At 71.5% G+C, this 16,300-nt stretch carries 17 protein-coding genes; 4 read left to right on the forward strand and 13 right to left on the reverse strand.

What is annotated here, in order from left to right:
• Positions 1-8: 8 nt before the first annotated feature.
• The 4 genes from pspAB to glnA form a co-directional block, all read right to left on the reverse strand.
• The gene (pspAB, locus tag JYK17_RS36805; RefSeq protein WP_222812091.1) at positions 9-593 is read right to left on the reverse strand and encodes a PspA-associated protein PspAB; all 585 of its coding nucleotides are present in this window, start codon (positions 591-593) and stop codon (positions 9-11) included.
• Positions 594-596: 3 nt separating this feature from the next.
• Complete coding sequence (gene htpX / locus JYK17_RS36810) at positions 597-1,514, reverse strand: zinc metalloprotease HtpX (protein ID WP_108016077.1); 918 nt, start codon at positions 1,512-1,514, stop codon at positions 597-599.
• 112 nt (positions 1,515-1,626) lie between these two features.
• Positions 1,627-1,890: an SCO2583/SCO2584 N-terminal domain-containing protein gene (locus JYK17_RS36815; protein ID WP_222812092.1), complete on the reverse strand. Its 264-nt coding sequence runs from the start codon at positions 1,888-1,890 to the stop codon at positions 1,627-1,629.
• A 106-nt stretch (positions 1,891-1,996) separates the two neighbouring features.
• Positions 1,997-3,406: a type I glutamate--ammonia ligase gene (gene glnA, locus JYK17_RS36820; protein ID WP_108016058.1), complete on the reverse strand. Its 1,410-nt coding sequence runs from the start codon at positions 3,404-3,406 to the stop codon at positions 1,997-1,999.
• Between the two features lie 196 nt (positions 3,407-3,602).
• Here glnA and JYK17_RS36825 point away from each other — a divergent pair, with 196 nt between their 5' ends.
• Positions 3,603-4,070 (forward strand): RDD family protein, encoded by a 468-nt coding sequence (locus JYK17_RS36825; protein ID WP_108016057.1) that lies wholly within the window; start codon positions 3,603-3,605, stop codon positions 4,068-4,070.
• 65 nt (positions 4,071-4,135) lie between these two features.
• On the opposite strand, the gene JYK17_RS36830 is transcribed toward JYK17_RS36825, so the two are convergent.
• The 4 genes from JYK17_RS36830 to lipB form a co-directional block, all read right to left on the reverse strand.
• Entirely contained in the window at positions 4,136-4,834 is a 699-nt protein-coding gene (locus JYK17_RS36830) for a DUF4191 domain-containing protein (RefSeq protein WP_108016056.1), read from the reverse strand.
• Positions 4,835-4,894: 60 nt separating this feature from the next.
• Positions 4,895-5,095 carry an SCO2195 family GlnR-regulated protein gene (locus JYK17_RS36835; RefSeq protein ID WP_108016055.1) on the reverse strand — a complete coding sequence of 67 codons (201 nt, stop codon included), beginning with the start codon at positions 5,093-5,095 and terminating at the stop codon, positions 4,895-4,897.
• Positions 5,096-5,351: 256 nt separating this feature from the next.
• A complete protein-coding gene (lipA, locus tag JYK17_RS36840) occupies positions 5,352-6,317 on the reverse strand; it encodes a lipoyl synthase (RefSeq protein WP_222812093.1) in 966 nt (321 codons plus the stop codon).
• Between the two features lie 73 nt (positions 6,318-6,390).
• Positions 6,391-7,191: a lipoyl(octanoyl) transferase LipB gene (gene lipB / locus JYK17_RS36845; RefSeq protein WP_108016053.1), complete on the reverse strand. Its 801-nt coding sequence runs from the start codon at positions 7,189-7,191 to the stop codon at positions 6,391-6,393.
• Between the two features lie 251 nt (positions 7,192-7,442).
• On the opposite strand from lipB, the gene JYK17_RS36850 reads away from it, so the two are divergent.
• The gene (locus JYK17_RS36850) at positions 7,443-8,879 is read left to right on the forward strand and encodes an NsdA family TPR-like regulatory protein (protein ID WP_108016052.1); all 1,437 of its coding nucleotides are present in this window, start codon (positions 7,443-7,445) and stop codon (positions 8,877-8,879) included.
• Between the two features lie 199 nt (positions 8,880-9,078).
• Here JYK17_RS36850 and JYK17_RS36855 read toward each other — a convergent pair whose 3' ends face one another.
• Positions 9,079-10,422 carry an NAD(P)/FAD-dependent oxidoreductase gene (locus tag JYK17_RS36855; protein ID WP_222812094.1) on the reverse strand — a complete coding sequence of 448 codons (1,344 nt, stop codon included), beginning with the start codon at positions 10,420-10,422 and terminating at the stop codon, positions 9,079-9,081.
• A gap of 149 nt (positions 10,423-10,571) precedes the next feature.
• Positions 10,572-11,468, reverse strand: a complete 897-nt coding sequence (locus tag JYK17_RS36860; RefSeq protein ID WP_222812095.1) for a TIGR01777 family oxidoreductase — start codon at positions 11,466-11,468, stop codon at positions 10,572-10,574.
• Between the two features lie 38 nt (positions 11,469-11,506).
• On the opposite strand from JYK17_RS36860, the gene JYK17_RS36865 reads away from it, so the two are divergent.
• The gene (locus JYK17_RS36865; RefSeq protein WP_181362677.1) at positions 11,507-11,995 is read left to right on the forward strand and encodes a GNAT family N-acetyltransferase; all 489 of its coding nucleotides are present in this window, start codon (positions 11,507-11,509) and stop codon (positions 11,993-11,995) included.
• Positions 11,996-12,031: 36 nt separating this feature from the next.
• Here JYK17_RS36865 and JYK17_RS36870 read toward each other — a convergent pair whose 3' ends face one another.
• Positions 12,032-13,216, reverse strand: coding sequence for a MarP family serine protease (locus JYK17_RS36870; protein WP_222812096.1), 1,185 nt, complete (start codon positions 13,214-13,216; stop codon positions 12,032-12,034).
• Positions 13,217-13,467: 251 nt separating this feature from the next.
• On the opposite strand from JYK17_RS36870, the gene JYK17_RS36875 reads away from it, so the two are divergent.
• Entirely contained in the window at positions 13,468-14,208 is a 741-nt protein-coding gene (locus tag JYK17_RS36875; protein ID WP_181362678.1) for a peptidoglycan recognition protein family protein, read from the forward strand.
• Positions 14,209-14,615: 407 nt separating this feature from the next.
• Here JYK17_RS36875 and JYK17_RS36880 read toward each other — a convergent pair whose 3' ends face one another.
• Together JYK17_RS36880 and JYK17_RS36885 are read right to left on the reverse strand one after the other, a co-directional pair.
• Positions 14,616-15,134, reverse strand: coding sequence for a DUF4240 domain-containing protein (locus tag JYK17_RS36880; protein WP_108016046.1), 519 nt, complete (start codon positions 15,132-15,134; stop codon positions 14,616-14,618).
• A 56-nt stretch (positions 15,135-15,190) separates the two neighbouring features.
• On the reverse strand, positions 15,191-16,165 hold the full coding sequence (locus JYK17_RS36885; RefSeq protein ID WP_222812097.1) for a helix-turn-helix transcriptional regulator: 975 nt from the start codon (positions 16,163-16,165) through the stop codon (positions 15,191-15,193).
• Between the last annotated feature and the right edge of the window lie 135 nt (positions 16,166-16,300).

Raw genomic sequence — 16,300 nt, forward strand, 5'->3', positions numbered from 1 at the left:
CAGCGGCGCTACAGGCCGGGGGCGCCCCACACCGGGAACCAGCGGCTCAGATCCTGCTCCATCCGCAGGTCGTCGCCGAGCGCAGCCTTCACCTGCAGCTCCAGCGCGTTGTCGCGCCGCTGCCCCGCACCGGGCAGCGGCGCGAACGGATAGAACGTGCCGCGCTTGTAGAGATAGACCAGGGCCAGCCGTCTGTCCCCCTCGGCCGCGAACCCGGCCAGGGAGCACAGCAGTTGCGGCCCGAAGCCGTTCACCTCCATCGAGCTGTTCACCGCGTGCAGATCGTTCACCAGCGCGGACAGCTGGTCCGGGGAGCGGCGGGAGACCAGCCACGAGTAGCCGTAGGCGTCCTGGCTGAACTCCACCGGAGGGCCGTCCCGGTCCGCGTCCGCGTCCAGCAGGGCCTGGACCTCCCGGTGGGTCTGCTCGAAGGCCGAGCCCTCGACCGTGGCGAAGCACACCGCGCCGGTGCCGGTCGGCGTGAAACCGGCCGCGGCCTCGAGGGTCACGGCCGCCGACGGCAGTGCGAAGAGCCGGTCCAGGTCGGGCAGGGCCGGTTTGGTACGGCCGAGCAGGATGTCCAGCAGGCCCATGCATCACGCCTTTCCGGGGGTGGGCGCCTCACCCAGCTCGGCGGAGATCCGCCCCAGCTGGTCGAGCCGCTGCTCCAGGGACGGGTGGGTGGAGAAGAACCGCTCGATGCCGGGCTCCTTGCCGGTGGCCGGCGTGAAGTAGAAGGCGTTGAATGCCTGCGCGGTCCGCAGGTCCTTGGTGGGGATCCGGGCGATCTCGCCGGAGACCTTGGTCAGGGCGGAGGCCAGTACCGAGGGCCGCCCGGTGAGCAGCGCGGCGGCCCGGTCGGCGGCCAGCTCGCGGTACCGCGACAGGGCTCGGATCAGCAGGAAGCTGATCGCGTACACGGCCGCCGAGACACCCATCACGGCGGCGAAGATCACCGCGGTGTTCTGGTCCCGGCGCCCGCCGCCGAACAGCTGCGAGTAGAAGGCGAACCGCACGATCAGGCCCGCGATCACACCGAGGAAGGACGCGATGGTGATCACGGCGACGTCCTTGTGCGCGACGTGCGACAGCTCGTGCGCGAGCACGCCCTCCAGCTCGGCGGGCTCCAGCCGCCGCAGCAGTCCCGTGGTCACACAGACCACGGCGTGCTCGGGGTTGCGCCCGGTCGCGAACGCGTTGGGCATGTCCATCTCGGAGACGGCCACCACCGGCTTGGGCATGTCGGCGATCGCGCACAGCCGGTCGACCACCGCGTGCAGCTCGGGATACTCCTCGCGCTCCACGACCCGCCCGCGCATGGCGAACATCGCGATCCGGTCGGAGAACCAGAACTGCGCGACGAACAGCGCCGCCATCAGCACCACGACGAGCAGCCAGGACTTCAGCAAGACGATCAGCACGGCCACGAAGGCCACGTACAGCAATCCGAGCAGGAACATCGTGACCGTCATCCGCACGGTCAGCCGCCGGTCGCTCCTAAAGCGGCTCTGCATCTGCATCACCCCGCAGTCAGGCACTCGTCCCACTGCCAGTGTGCACCCGGCGCCTCCCATGAAGCTGTCCCGATCAGCCCTAGGAGCTGTAAAGGGCCCGGGCCGGGCGGGCCTAGTACGGTGCGCGGAACCGGGCGTACCCCAGCACCAGGATGATCGCGGCGACGCAGCCCAGCACGATCGCCGTGGAGACCCAGGAGGAGCGGCGCGGCCCGACGTGATCGGGTCCGGCGCGGAAGGGCTGCGGCTCGGGCGGGTTCTCCCTCCACCGCGCGGCCAGCATCCGCGCCCGCGCGGACGGCTCCTTGAGCTCGGCGCGGTCGGCCCACCTCAGGTCGAACTCGCGCTCCTGGTCGTCGCGTTCGTGCTCGGGCATCCTGTCCACCCCCGTGTCGTCCCATCGGCACAATAGAACATACGCCCGCGCCCCCGCTGTCGGTACGACAACGGGGGCGCGGGCACTGCGACGGCTCAGGCGTGGATCACACGTCGAAGTAGAGCTCGAACTCGTGCGGGTGCGGGCGCAGCTGCAGCGGGGCGATCTCGTTCGTGCGCTTGAAGTCGATCCACGTCTCGATCAGGTCGGACGTGAAGACGTCGCCCGCGAGCAGGAACTCGTGGTCGCGCTCCAGGCGGTCGAGAACGGCCGGCAGCGAGGTCGGGACCTGCGCGACGTTCGCGTGCTCCTCGGGAGCCAGCTCGTAGAGGTCCTTGTCGATCGGCTCGGCCGGCTCGATCTTGTTCTTGATGCCGTCGAGGCCCGCGAGCAGCAGCGCCGAGAAGGCCAGGTACGGGTTGCCGGAGGAGTCGGGCGCACGGAACTCGACGCGCTTGGCCTTCGGGTTGGAGCCGGTGATCGGGATGCGCATCGCGGCGGAGCGGTTGCGCTGCGAGTACACCAGGTTGATCGGCGCCTCGAAGCCCGGCACCAGGCGGTGGTAGGAGTTCACCGTCGGGTTGGTGAACGCCAGCAGCGACGGGGCGTGCCGCAGGATGCCGCCGATGTAGTAGCGGGCGGTGTCCGACAGGCCCGCGTAGCCGGCCTCGTCGTAGAACAGCGGGTCGCCGTTGCTCCACAGGGACTGGTGGACGTGCATGCCCGAGCCGTTGTCGCCGAAGATCGGCTTCGGCATGAAGGTCGCGGTCTTGCCGTTGCGCCAGGCCACGTTCTTCACGATGTACTTGAAGAGCTGCAGGTCGTCGGCGGCGGCGAGCAGCGTGTTGAACTTGTAGTTGATCTCCGCCTGGCCGGCGGTGCCCACCTCGTGGTGCTGGCGCTCGACCTTCAGGCCGTTCTTCTCCAGCTCCAGGGAGATCTCGGCGCGCAGGTCGGCGAAGTGGTCGACCGGCGGGACCGGGAAGTAGCCGCCCTTGTAGCGGACCTTGTAACCACGGTTGTCCTCGAGGGCGCCGGTGTTCCAGGCGCCGGCCTCGGAGTCGATGTGGTAGAAGCTCTCGTTCGCCGTGGTGGCGAAGCGGACGGAGTCGAAGACGTAGAACTCGGCCTCGGGACCGAAGTACGCGGTGTCCGCGATACCGGTCGACGCGAGGTAGGCCTCGGCCTTCTTGGCCACGTTGCGCGGGTCACGGGAGTACTGCTCGCCCGTGATCGGGTCGTGGATGAAGAAGTTGATGTTCAGCGTCTTGTCGCGGCGGAAGGGGTCGACCCGGGCGGTCGACAGGTCCGCGCGCAGCGCCATGTCGGACTCGTGGATGGCCTGGAAACCACGGATCGACGAACCGTCGAACGCGAGCTCCTCGTCCGGGTCGAACGCCTCGACGGGCACCGTGAAGTGCTGCATGACGCCCGGCAGGTCGCAGAAGCGGACGTCGACGAACTTGACGTCCTCGTCCGCGATGAACTTCTTGGCCTCGTCGGCGTTCTGGAACATCCAGCTCCTCCTACTCCCGACCGTCCCGCCGGGGTGGTAGTTCGTTGTGCGGCCAGTGCGGTGGCACACGCTGACCCCGACCCTAGGGATGCGTGATTTCTCGGGCGTGACCCATTTGTTTCGCACAAGTTAACCGGACCCTGTCCGCAGTACCCCACCTGTCCGGATCGCGAAACACCCGCAGTACCGTGGACCCGTGGACAACAGGGATGCAATCGGCTCATGGCTCTCGGGCCCCCGCGCCGCCGCGGAGGACGCCGGGGTCGAGTTCGGATACAGGGGTCGGCAGCTGGGTCTGCCGGAGGAGGGGCCGGGCTCGATCGCCCGCCCGGGTCGCCGGTTCGGGGCCCTGGTCGTCGACTGGGCGCTGTGCCTCTTGATCGCATACGGTCTCATCACGCACGGTTACGACCAGGCGACCGGCAACTGGGCGCTGCTCGTCTTCTTCCTGCTCCACGTCCTGACCGTCGGCACGATCGGCTTCACCCCGGGCAAGCGCCTCTTCGGACTGCGCGTGGCCGCCCTGGACACCGGCCGCCCCAACCCCCTGCGGGCCGTACTGCGCTCGGCCCTGCTGTGCATCGCCATCCCGGCCCTGATCTGGGACCGCGACGGCAGGGGCCTGCACGACCGGCTGGCCCGCACGGTCGAGGTCCGCATCTAGCACTGCTCCTACGGCGAAGGGGGCGACCGGAACATCCGGTCGCCCCCTTCGCCGTAGCGCGGAGATCAGCGGGCCTTGCCGCCCTTGGGGAGCTTCATGCCCTTGGGCATCGGGCCCTTCGGCAGCGGCATGTTGCTCATCAGGTCGCCCATGGCGCGCAGCCGGTCGTTGGTGGCGGTCACCTGCGGGCCGGTGAGCACGCGCGGCAGCTTGAGCATGGTGGTGCGCACCTTCTTCAGCGGCACCTGGCCCTCGCCGTTGCCCACGATGATGTCGTGCACCGGCACGTCCACGACGATGCGGTTCATCTTCTTCTTCTCGGCGGCCAGCAGGCTCTTGACCCGGTTCGGGTTGCCCTCGGCGACCAGGACGATGCCGGCCTTGCCGACGGCCCGGTGCACCACGTCCTGGCTGCGGTTCATGGCCACCGCGGGCGTCGTCGTCCAGCCCCGGCCGATGTTGTCCAGCACCGCGGCCGCCGCGCCCGGCTGGCCCTCCATCTGCCCGAAGGCCGCCCGCTCGGCCCGGCGCCCGAAGACGATCGCCATCGCGAGGAAGGCGAGCAGCAGGCCCAGGATGCCGAGATAGATGGGGTGACCGATCAAGAAACCGATCGCGAGGAGGACACCGAGGACGACGATGCCGACCGCCGCGAGTACAAGACCGATCTTCTTGTCGGCCTTCCGCGTCATCTTGTAGGTCAGAGCGATCTGCTTCAGTCGCCCGGGATTCGCAGCGTCCGCTGCAGGTTCCTTCCTCGCCATGCCCCGAAGTCTACGTGGCCCCGGGAGCGCCGTACGACGGCAGTGCCCCGAGGGCGGGATTCAGGGGCGGGGGAGCAGGGTCTCGTCCAGTACGCGCTGGGTCTCGACCCGGTCCTTGGCGCGGCGGCGGTCCTCCAGGACGGAGGTCCAGGCGTTGCGGCGGGCGGTGCGCTGGCCCCCGCTCATGAGCAGCGACTCGACTGCACGCAGTGCAGTGGAGAAGGACGGGATGGCGGTGGCGCGAACGGGCGCGGCCTGCATGGCTGAGGTCCCCCCTCGGAACGTCGGCGCTGGATCGGGGTGTACGTGGTGTGATTCCAGGGTCACTGTTTGGTGTTACCAGGGCATGACCGACCGGTCAAACACCGATGAAACCTCGATACGACGTCGTGGAACGCCGACGCGGCCCTGATGCCGCCCTCAGCTGGGGGGACGCTCAGGACCGCGTCAATCGGCCGCTACTGTGCAGTAGTTGCTTGTGCGCAGATTCACACGCGCCGGGTGGCACTGCGTGCCATCAGACGGCCTGCGAGGCGACGTAGGCGCCACGCTTCTCGATGGCCATCTGGTACAGGCGGCCCGCGCGGTACGAGGAACGCACCAGCGGTCCGGACATCACGCCGGAGAAGCCGATCTGCTCGGCCTCCTCCTTCAGCTCCACGAACTCCTGCGGCTTGACCCAGCGCTCCACGGGGTGGTGGCGCACCGACGGGCGCAGGTACTGCGTGATGGTGACCAGCTCGCAGCCCGCCTCGTGCAGCTGCCGCAGCGCGTCGCTGATCTCCTCGCGGGTCTCGCCCATGCCGAGGATCAGGTTCGACTTGGTGACCAGGCCGTAGTCACGGGCGTCGGTGATGACCTTCAGCGAGCGGTCGTAGCGGAAGCCGGGGCGGATGCGCTTGAAGATCCGCGGGACCGTCTCGACGTTGTGCGCGAAGACCTCGGGGCGGGAGGAGAAGACCTCGGCCAGCTGCTCGGGGACCGCGTTGAAGTCGGGGGCCAGCAGCTCGACCTTGGTGCGCCCGCCCTCCCGGCCGGCCGTCTGGGCGTGGATCTGGCGCACCGTCTCGGCGTACAGCCAGGCGCCGCCGTCCTCCAGGTCGTCACGGGCGACGCCGGTGATGGTGGCGTAGTTCAGGTCCATCGTGACCACGGACTCGCCCACGCGGCGCGGCTCGTCGACATCCAGCGCCTCGGGCTTGCCCGTGTCGATCTGGCAGAAGTCGCAGCGCCGGGTGCACTGGTCGCCGCCGATGAGGAAGGTCGCCTCGCGGTCCTCCCAGCACTCGTAGATGTTCGGGCAGCCGGCTTCCTGGCAGACCGTGTGCAGGCCCTCGCTCTTCACGAGGTTCTGCATCTTCGTGTACTCGGGGCCCATTTTCGCCCGGGTCTTGATCCACTCGGGCTTGCGCTCGATGGGGGTCTGGCTGTTGCGGACCTCCAGGCGCAGCATCTTGCGTCCGTCGGGGGTGACTGCGGACACGACCGCTCCCTAGCGATTGATTCCTCGGCGTGCTCAAGGGTACGCCCGTTGATTTGAATGCCCGCGGGCCGTCTCAGGCCGCCGGTGTCTTCTCGATCACCCTCGGCCTGAGGTCCGCGTTCTCCAGTACGGCCTGCAGGTGACGCTCGACGACGGGCAGCACCTCGGCGATGGTGACGTCGCGGCCCAGCTCGTGCGCGAGGGAGGTGACGCCCGCGTCGCGGATGCCACAGGGGATGATCTTGTCGAAATTGGAGACGTCCGGGTTCACGTTCAGGGCGAATCCGTGCATGGTGACGCCCTTGGCGACGCGGATGCCCATGGCGCAGATCTTGCGGTCCTCGCGGCGCTGGCCGGCGTTGGAGGGGGCGTACTCGGGGCCGTTGAGCCGGGGGTCGAACTCCTCGTCGGCCAGCCGGGGGTCGAAGTCGAGCGAGAGTCCGCCGAGAGCGGGGCGCTCCTCCACCGGGTCACCGAGGACCCATACGCCCGCACGGCCCTCCACCCTGCTGGTCTCGACGCCGAACTCCGCGCAGACGCCGATCATCACGTCCTCCAGGCGGCGCAGATGCGCGACCACGTCCACCGGGCGCGGGAGCTTCTGGATCGGGTAGCCCACCAGCTGGCCCGGGCCGTGCCAGGTGATCTTGCCGCCGCGGTCCACGTCGATGACCGGGGTGCCGTCCAGGGGCCGCTCGTTGTCCGCCGTGCGCCGGCCCGCCGTGTAGACCGGCGGATGCTCCAGGAGCAGCACGGTGTCGGGGATCTCGTCCGCGAAGCGCGCCGCGTGCACTCGGCGTTGCTCGTCCCAGGCCACCTGGTAGTCGACGGCCTCGGCACCGAATCCCATGCGGACGAACCGCAGCTCACTCACGGCAAGCGCCTCCCTAGAAGGTCGTAAGGCATGAAACATGCCTACGCCACTGTACGACCGGCCGTCTCACGTCAGCTCTCCGGGCAATCCTCACACGATCGGATGAACGAGCGGGGAAGTGTGCGATCACCTGCTCACTCTCCGCTACATTCGCGCCGTTCACCGAGGCCATAAGGGCTGCTCACAGGCAATCCGGGCACAACGGGGCCGCCAGGGCCCTCCAGGCCCGAAGGCAGGAGACCGCACCGCAGATGACGGAACGACCCGCGCAGCGCACTCCCAACCGCCAGCTCGCCGCGCTCATCGCAGAAGCCGGGTTCTCCAACGCGGGTCTTGCCCGTCGCGTCGACCAGCTCGGACTCGAACACGGCCTCGACCTGAGATACGACAAGACGTCGGTCACCCGCTGGCTGCGGGGCCAGCAGCCGCGCGGCACCACGCCCGCCCTGATCGCCGAGGTCTTCACCCGGCGCCTGGGCCGCAGGCTCACCGCCCAGGACCTCGGGCTGGACGCCTGCGCCCCCGTCTACGCCGGCCTTGAGTTCGCCGCCAGCCCCGAGGAGGCGATCGACATCGTCGGCGGCCTGTGGCGCAAGGACTCCGGCTCGCACGCCGAACTGCGCAAGATCGCGTTCACCCCGGCCGGTCTGGTCGTGCCCAGCCGGGACTGGCTGATCGGCCGCCCCGACGACAAGGTGGCCCGCGGCGAACCGGGCGTCCGGGTCCCCGCCCAGGGCCGCCCGGTCGTCCCCCGCCAGCGCGGCCAGGCCGAACGCGGGCCCGGCCAGAAGGTCACCCCCGGCGACATCGCGGCCCTGCGCTCGGTCGGCGAACTCTTCCGCACCCTGGACAACATGTACGGCGGCGGCCACGCCCGCCAGGCCCTCGTGCGGTATCTGGAGCACGAGTGCGAGCCGATGCTGCGCGGCACCTACGGCGAGCAGACCGGGCGCCGGCTCTTCGCCGCGGTCGCCGACCTGACCAGGCTGGCCGGCTGGACCTCGTACGACATCGCGGCGCACGGCCTCGCCCAGCGCTACTTCGTGCAGGCGCTGCGCCTCGCGCAGGCGGCGGGAGACCGCGGCTACGGCTCGTACGTGCTGGTCACCATGAGCCGCCAGGCCGTCTATCTCGGCCACGGCCGCGAGGCCGTGCAGCTCGCGCGGGTCGCCCAGCAGGGCGTCGGGACCACCGCACCGCCCGTCGTGCAGGCCCTGCTGCACTCGGCCGAGGCGCGCGGCCACGGCGTGCTCGGCGAGGTGCGCAACTGCACCGCCTCGCTCGTACGGGCCGAGCGCGCCCTCGAAGCGTCCCGTCCCGGCGACGAGGTCCCCTTCTGGGCGCGCTTCTTCGACGAGGCGCAGATGGCCGACGAGTTCGGGCACTGCCACCGGGACCTGCAGCAGTTCCGCGCGGCGGCCCAGCACGCGGAGCGCTCCCTGCAACTGCGCGCCCCCTCCTTCGCCCGCAGCCGCCTCTTCTGCCGCGTCGTGCTCGCATCGGCCCGGCTGGGTCTGGGCGAGCTCGACCAGGCCTGCGCGTTGGGCGCGGAGGCGGCGGGGGCTGCCGCGGAGATGCGGTCGGTGCGGGCGGTGGAGTATGTGCGGGACTTCGAGCGGAGGTTGGAGCCTTATAAGGATGCTGCGCCTGTGCGGGGGTATCGGGATCGGATTGCGGCCCTTGGGTAGCGCCGTGGGGTCGAGGGTTTGTGGGCTGGTGCGGGTTCGTCGTGGTTGATCGCGCAGTTCCCCGCGCCCCTAAAAGACTCGGGCGCGGCCTGGGCGAGTTCGCGACGTTCCCCGCGCCCCTGAAAGACTCGGGCGCGCTCTGGGCGAGTTCGCGCAGTAGTTCCTCGCGCCCCTGAAGACAAAAGCAAAGCAGGGTGCTTCAGGCCGCCTTGGCCGATGGGAGGGGCTCCGATCGGTGTATCGAGCCTGCTGCTCCTAGGTCCGTGAGGATTGCTGAGGAGGCTCGGTGGGCCGAGTGGAGGGCTCCCTGGACCGTGCTGGTGTCCCGGTGGTCGCCGCAGACGTAGAGGCCGGCCAGGAGGCGTACGGGGCGGCGCAGGTCGTGCGGGGGGCGCATCGCGGGGACGGCCGTGGGGGTGTGGTGGACGGCGAGGGTCTCCCAGCGCGCGGTCGAGGTGCCGTAGAGCCGGGACAGATGCATGCGTACGGCGGTGTCGAGTTCCGGCGGGGGCGGGCCGAGGACCGTGGAGGAGACGAGCGCCCGGCCCGCCGGGGCCCGGCTCGAGTCCACCGCGCTCATCACGGCGGTGTGCGCGACCGGGCCGCCGCGGTCCGCGTCGAGCAGCAGGGCCGTGCCGGTGGCCGGCGGCTCGTCCGCCGTGTGGTGCAGCACCGTGACCGGGTGGAAGTCGGGTACGCGCAGGCCGGGCAGCAGGTCGGCGGCGGCCCGCGCGTCCGTCGCCAGCAGGACGGCGCGGCAGCGGATCTCGCCGTGCTCGGCGGTGGTCACCGCGCTCGTGGAGACGGAGGTGACCCGCACACCGGTCTGCACGGTGCCCGGCGGCAGCGTCCGCGCGAGCAGCTCCGGCAGCGTCTCGGCGCCCCCCTCCGGCACGCACAGCCGCCCGCACGCGAAGGCGCGCAGCGCGAGGTCGGCGCACCGGCTGGACGTCGTGAGCCCCGGGTCGCACAGCAGGGCGGCGAGCAGCGGGCGCAGGAAGCCGTCGACGGTGCGCGCGGGCAGACCGCGGGCGGCGAGGGCCTGGCCCGCGGGCAACTCCGGCCGTAACAGCAGCCGTTCGACGGGTGTCACGGCGAGCCGGGCGAGCGCGGTGCCGAGCCGGGCCTGGTCGACGGCGCTGCCGAGCGGGGCGCCGGACCGCGGGGCGCTCTTGGCGGGGGCGCTCGCCAGGGCGCGCACCGCGTGGAGTGCGCCCCTTGCGCCCCCTGCGGCCGCCGGAGCGACCGCACGGCAGTGACGTCCGCCGCTGTGCAGCAGCACGCCCGGTGCGAACGGGCGCAATTCCAGCGCATCGAGCCCGGGTGCCGTCCGCAGTTCCGGGTACGCCGTGGACAGCAGCTGTCCGATCCGGTCGAGCCGGAACCCGTCGACCTTCTCCGTCGCCATGCGGCCCCCCACGCAAGGGGCCGCCTCCAGGACCGCGGTCGTCACTCCTGCGCTGGTCAGCCGATGTGCCGCCGAGAGTCCGGCGACCCCGGCTCCTACGATCACGACGTCTGCCTGGTACGCGGGCTCAAGCACGTGCCCCTCCTCGAGGTTGCGCCGCCGGTGGAGACGTCATGCCCCCAACAGGCTCCGGGAATACCCGAGTTCGGGTCGAGGTTAGGGCTGAGACCGGTCAAGGACAGTCGCGCATCAACAGGGCACGGTCGCACAGCGGTCGCATACGGTCACAGTGCTGCTCTGAGTGCCCCGTCGATGTCCGGGAACGCGAACGTGAAGCCGGACTCCAGCAGCCGCTTCGGCACCACCCGTGCGCTGCCGAGCACATCCCCGGCCAACTCGCCGAGCACGGACCGCAGCACCGGCGCGGGCACCGCGAACAGCGTCGGCCGGTGCAGCACCCGCCCCATGGACGCGGTGATCTCACGGTTGCGCAGCGGCTGCGGCGCGGTGAGGTTGAACGGCCCGGACAACCCGTCGGTGTCCATGAGATGCCGGATCGCGGCCACCTCGTCGTGCAGCGAGATGAACGACCAGTACTGCCGCCCGTCGCCCAGACGTCCGCCGAGCCCCGCCCGGAACAACGGGAACAGCCGCCCCCAGGCCCCGCCGCCGCGCGCCACCACCAGCCCCGTACGAGTGAACACCGTCCGTACGCCCGCCTCCTGCGCGGGCGCGGCGGCACCCTCCCACTCCACACACAGCCGCGGCAGAAAGCCCTCGCCGGGCGGCGCGCTCTCGTCGACCGCGCGCTCGCCGGTCTCGCCGTAGAAGCCCATCGCGCTGCCGTTCACGAACACCCGCGGCTTCTTCTCCATGCCGGCGACCGCCTCGGCCAGCGCCCTGGTGCCGAGCACCCGGCTGCTGCGGATGCGTGCCTTGTACGCGTCCGTCCAGCGGCTGTCGCCCACACCGACGCCCGCGAGGTTGACCACCGCGTCGCACCCACCGAGCCCGGCCACGTCCACCCGGCCGCCCTCCGGGTCCCAGCGGACCTCGTCCTTCGTCCGGGGCGCCCGGCGCACCAGCCGCACCACCTCGTACCCGTCGGCGGCCAGGGACCGCACCAGGGCGGCACCGATGAGACCGGACGCACCGGCCACTGCGATTCGGGAAGGCTCCATGTGCCCATTCTGCGCGCGGGACTCATATGGTGGCCGTCATGCCGGTTCCGTACATACGTCACGCCTCCCTCGACGACGAGGAGGCGCTGGGGCTCATCGACCGCCTGACCTGGTCCCCGCTGCACGCCGTCCAGCCGCGCCCCGTGCCGCCGTTCGAGCCGTTCTACAACGAGCGCTTCGGGCCCCGGGACCATCTGGTGGCGGAGCTCGGCGGCGAGGTCGTCGGCTATGTCCGCCTCGGCCGGCCGACCCCGCTCGCCTGCAACGCCCACGTCCGGCAGATCCAGGGACTCGCCGTCGCCGACCAGGCGCGCGGCGCGGGTGTCGGGCGGGCGCTGGTGCGGGCGGTGCGCGAGGAGGCCCGCAGCCAGGGCGCACGCCGGCTCACCCTGCGCGTCCTCGGCCACAACGCCCCGGCCCGCAAGCTCTACGAGGCCGAGGGCTTCGTCGTGGAGGGCGTCCTGCCGGGCGAGTTCCTGCTGGAGGGCGAGTACGTGGACGACGTCCTCATGGGGTGCAGCCTGTGAGGTGAGCGCCCCGCGCCCCACGGGCGGGGCTGCGCCCTACGACGTCACCAGGTCCCCGGTGTCGACCGCCGCCGTCGCGGACGCGCCGTGGTCGGCGTCGGAGGCGACCTCGGCCGCCGTCAGCACATAGCCCGTCTCGTCGTCGGTCGTGGAGCGGGCGAAGACGACGCCGTAGACCCGGCCGTCGGTCGTCAGCAGCGGGCCGCCGGAGTTGCCGGGCCGCACCGTCGAGCGGATCGAGTAGATCTCGCGCGTCACCGTGCCGTCGCTGTAGATGTTCTGGCCGGTCGCCCGCACCCGGTTCGCGACGGTCGCCGCCTGCAGATTCAGATCACCGTCCTGCGGATAACCGGCCACGACCGCGGAGTTACCGCGCGCGGCACTGCCGTCGAAGCGCAGGACGGGGGCGCGCAGCCCCGGCACGTACAGCACGGCCACGTCCCGGTCCGGGTCGAAGAGCACCACCCGTGCCTCGTACGACCGCCCGACCCCGCCGATGCGCACGCTCGGGTCGTCGATGCCGGCCACCACGTGCGCGTTGGTCATCACGTGGTCGCGCGCGAACACGAAGCCGCTGCCCTCGCGGCCCTGGTTGCCGGAGACGCCCTCGATCTTCACCGTGCTGAGCTTGGCGGCGTTCGTGGCACTGGTCGTGACGCTGTCGCCGGTGGGCTTCGCGACCTGGGCCGTCGACTCGTTCTCGAAGGGGTTGAAGACCTGCGGGAAGCCCGCCTGGGTGAGCGCGGAGGTGGCCCGGGAGAACCATGCGGGGGTCGTGTCCGGCATGGCGTCCTGCACCGCGCCGAGCAGCGCCGAGTCCCGGATCGCCGTGGTGAGCAGCGGCGAGGAGGACGCGCCCAGCACGCTCGCGGCGACCCACGCCACGATCAGCACCGCCACCGAGTTGGCCGCCGCCCCGCCGACCCCGTCGGCCACCCGCAGCGGTCCGGCGTCCAGCTCCCTGCGCAGCCGCAGCGCGAGCCGTCCCGCCAGCTCGTGCCCCACCGCCGCCGGGAGAAGCACGGTCAGCACCGCGGTCACCGTCGCCCGGGTCGTCCCCGCCGTCACCAGGTCCATCACCCACGGCAGCACCCACACACCGAGGACCGCGCCGCCCACGAACCCGGCGAGCGAGACACAGCCGGCCACCAGGCCGCGCCGGTAGCCGGACGCCGCGTAGGCCGCGACCACCAGCAACAACAGGATGTCGAGCAGGTCCACGGAGCCGCCTTTCTCTCGGATCATCCAATACGCGCAGGACGGGCCCGGTGATCAGCCACGCGCGCGTGGCCCCAGGGAATCCGCCACGAGTGCGTGCACCCGGAAAAACGCCTCGGACCAGGACGATGGTTCCACCGGGTGGCACAGCACACATCGCGGACGGAGCGGATCGGTCCGAAAGTGAAGTCATGCGTGTCCGCAGACGGCGAGGTCCTGGGCAAGCACGCGCGCACATACCCCGCCCCGTGCTCCTGCTGCTCTCCTGGCTGCCCGGAGTGGCCGCCGTGCTCGGTCTTGTCCTGTGCGCGGACGGCGTCGGGCACCCCGCGGACCGGCACCGGCCGCCCGTCGCAGCCCGCCCCGCCACGCCGCACACCGCGCCCAAGCCGCACATCGTGCCCCGCTCGGTCTGGCTGGATCCGCTCGCCCGGCACGCCCAGCCGCCCCCGCGCTACGACGACAAGGTCGTCGCCGTCTTCGTCCACCACACCGACTCGCCCAACGGCTACGACTGCGCCGACGTGCCGCGCATCATCCGCTACCTCTACGCGGGCCAGACCGGTGCGCGGAACTGGGACGACATCGGCTACAACTTCCTCGTCGACCGCTGCGGCACCGTCTACGAGGGCCGCGCGGGCGGCGTCGACCGCGCCGTCACCGGCGCCCACACCCAGGGCTTCAACCACCGCACGGCCGGGATCGCCGCGATCGGCACCTTCACGGCGGGGGAGCCCGTCCCCAAGGCGATGACGGACGCGATCGCCGCCGTCGCCGCGTGGAAGCTGGGGCTCGCCGACGTCGACCCGCGCTCCGAGGCGCATCTGGTCTCCAGCAACAGCCTCAGCCGCTACCGCTCCGGGACCACCGCCACCCTCCCCGCCCTCGCCGCCCACAAGGACGCCTACATGACCAGCTGCCCCGGCCAGGCCCTCAGCGCCCGCCTCCCCGCCATCAGACAACAGGCGGCGCGGCTGCAGGGGCGCATCCCCTGACGGGCCGCCGCACAGCCTCCTCGCAGCCGCCTCACCGTTCTCCCCGAGCCGCCCCACCTACCGTCGGCCACACGCACCGACCGGAGGCCAGGAAGATGAACAGCAGTCCCAGCGGCGCCCCGAAGCCGACACCCGGCTGAACCCGCACCACCCGCGGCCCCTGGCCGGCCCTCTGCGCGGCCACCGCCGTCGTCCTGGGCCCGGCAGCCGTCACGGCATCCGCCCTCGACCAGGCCAACGCGGCCCCGATGCACCACACGGCAGAGGCCGGCGAGGCGGGGGTTCACGTCCCCTCGGGCACCGGGCCCTGACGGTCAGTCAGAGGCGTACGTGCACCGTCAGACCCAGGTCGATAGCCGGGCCGCGGGATGCGGGCCATGGTCCCCCTGACACGGAAATGATGGCGGTCAGTCCCTGAAACGGTCCCAGAGCTTGGGGTAGCGCTGCTGCAGCACCCGTTCGTTCTCGAAGTCGAGCGGCGCGCCCAGCGGCTCGGCGGGCGCGGGCGGGATGCCCAGGTCGGGGGCGACGGTGCCGGTGAGCTGCTCGTAGGCCTCGTCCGCGGCGTACCCCAGCTCCTCGCCGTCGCCGTCGATCTCCTCGTCGAAGTCGTCCAGCAGATCGGCCAGCGCGTCGGGATGGTGCACGGCCCCCTCGTAGACCTCACGCCCCTGCCCGATCAGCCAGCACCGGAAGAAGTCGAACGCGTCGTCGCTCGCCCCGTCGAGCAGGACCCAGGCGGCACCCCACAGGTCCCAGGCGTACGCGCGGTTGTAGCGGGCCTCGAAGTGACGGGCGAAGTCGAGCACCATGTCCGGGTCCAGCTGCAGCAGCCGGTCCACCAGCAGGTCGGCCTGCTCCTCCGGGTCGCCCTCGGCGGCCTCGCGGGTGGCGTCCACCAGCTCCCAGAACTCCGTCTCGTCCATCACGGGTCCAGCATCGGCCCTGCAAGGGTGGGGCGCACGTGGAGTGCAACGGATTGTTATGTCCCGTACAGGCGCCCCAGCCGCCGCGCATCCTCCGCGAAACGCGCCCGCAGGCTCTCGGGCGCCAGCACCTCCACGTCCGGGCCGAGCCCCGCGAGCTGCGCGTGCGCGACCTCCTCGGACTCCACGGGCAGCGTCACCGTCACCCGACCCTCCTCGTCCGGTGCGTCCGCGGCCGCAAGAGCCTCCCGGGCGGCGACGGGATCGACCGCGTACGGCAGGCCGTGGGCCCCGGCCTGCGACAGCCGTACGACGACCTCGGCCCGCAGGATCGACCGCGCGAACCGCTCGGCCTGCTCGTCCCAGAAGGCGGGCAGGTCGAACTCTTCGTCGCGCGTGAAGCGTTCCCCGGTCGGCTGCACGGCCGTGAACCGGTCGATGCGGTAGACGCGGTACGACCCCGGCCGCGGCACCCGCGCGCACAGGTACCAGACGCCCGCCTTGAGAACCAGCCCGTACGGCTCCAGCTCGCGCTCCACCTCGGCCTCCCGGCCGCGGTAGCGCGCGGTGATCCTGCGGTCGTCCCAGACCGCGTCCGCGACGGCGGGCAGCAGATCCGGCGCCTTCGGCTCGGTGAACCAGTTCGGGGCGTCCAGGTGGAAGCGCTGCGCGGCGCTGCGGGAGGCGTCCCGCAGCGACGGGAGCAGGGCCGCCGACACCTTCAGCCGGGCGGCCGAGGCGGCGTCCTCCAGGCCCATCTCCCGCAGGGCGCCCGGCACGCCGGACAGGAACAGGGCCTCGGCCTCGCCGCGCGCCAGCCCGGTGAGCCGGGTGCGGTATCCGCCGATGAGCCGGTAGCCACCGGCCCGCCCCCGGTCCGCGTACACCGGCACCCCCGCCTCCGACAGCGCCTGCGCGTCCCGCGTCACGGTCCGCTCGGACACCTCCAGCTCCCGCGCCAGCTCGGCGGCGGTCATGGAGGGCCGGGACTGCAAAAGCAGAACCATCTTGATGAGGCGGGCGGCACGCATACGGCCATGATGCCGGGGGCCACTGACAGCGAAGGGGCACGGCAGCCGCCGTACCCCTTCGTCCGCGCTATCGCCTCACAACCCGTACCGCTCCCGGGCCTCCTTCACCGCCGTCGCCTTGACCTCCCCGCGCCG

The organism is Streptomyces plumbidurans, from assembly GCF_019857225.1.
Taxonomy (GTDB): domain Bacteria; phylum Actinomycetota; class Actinomycetes; order Streptomycetales; family Streptomycetaceae; genus Streptomyces; species Streptomyces plumbidurans.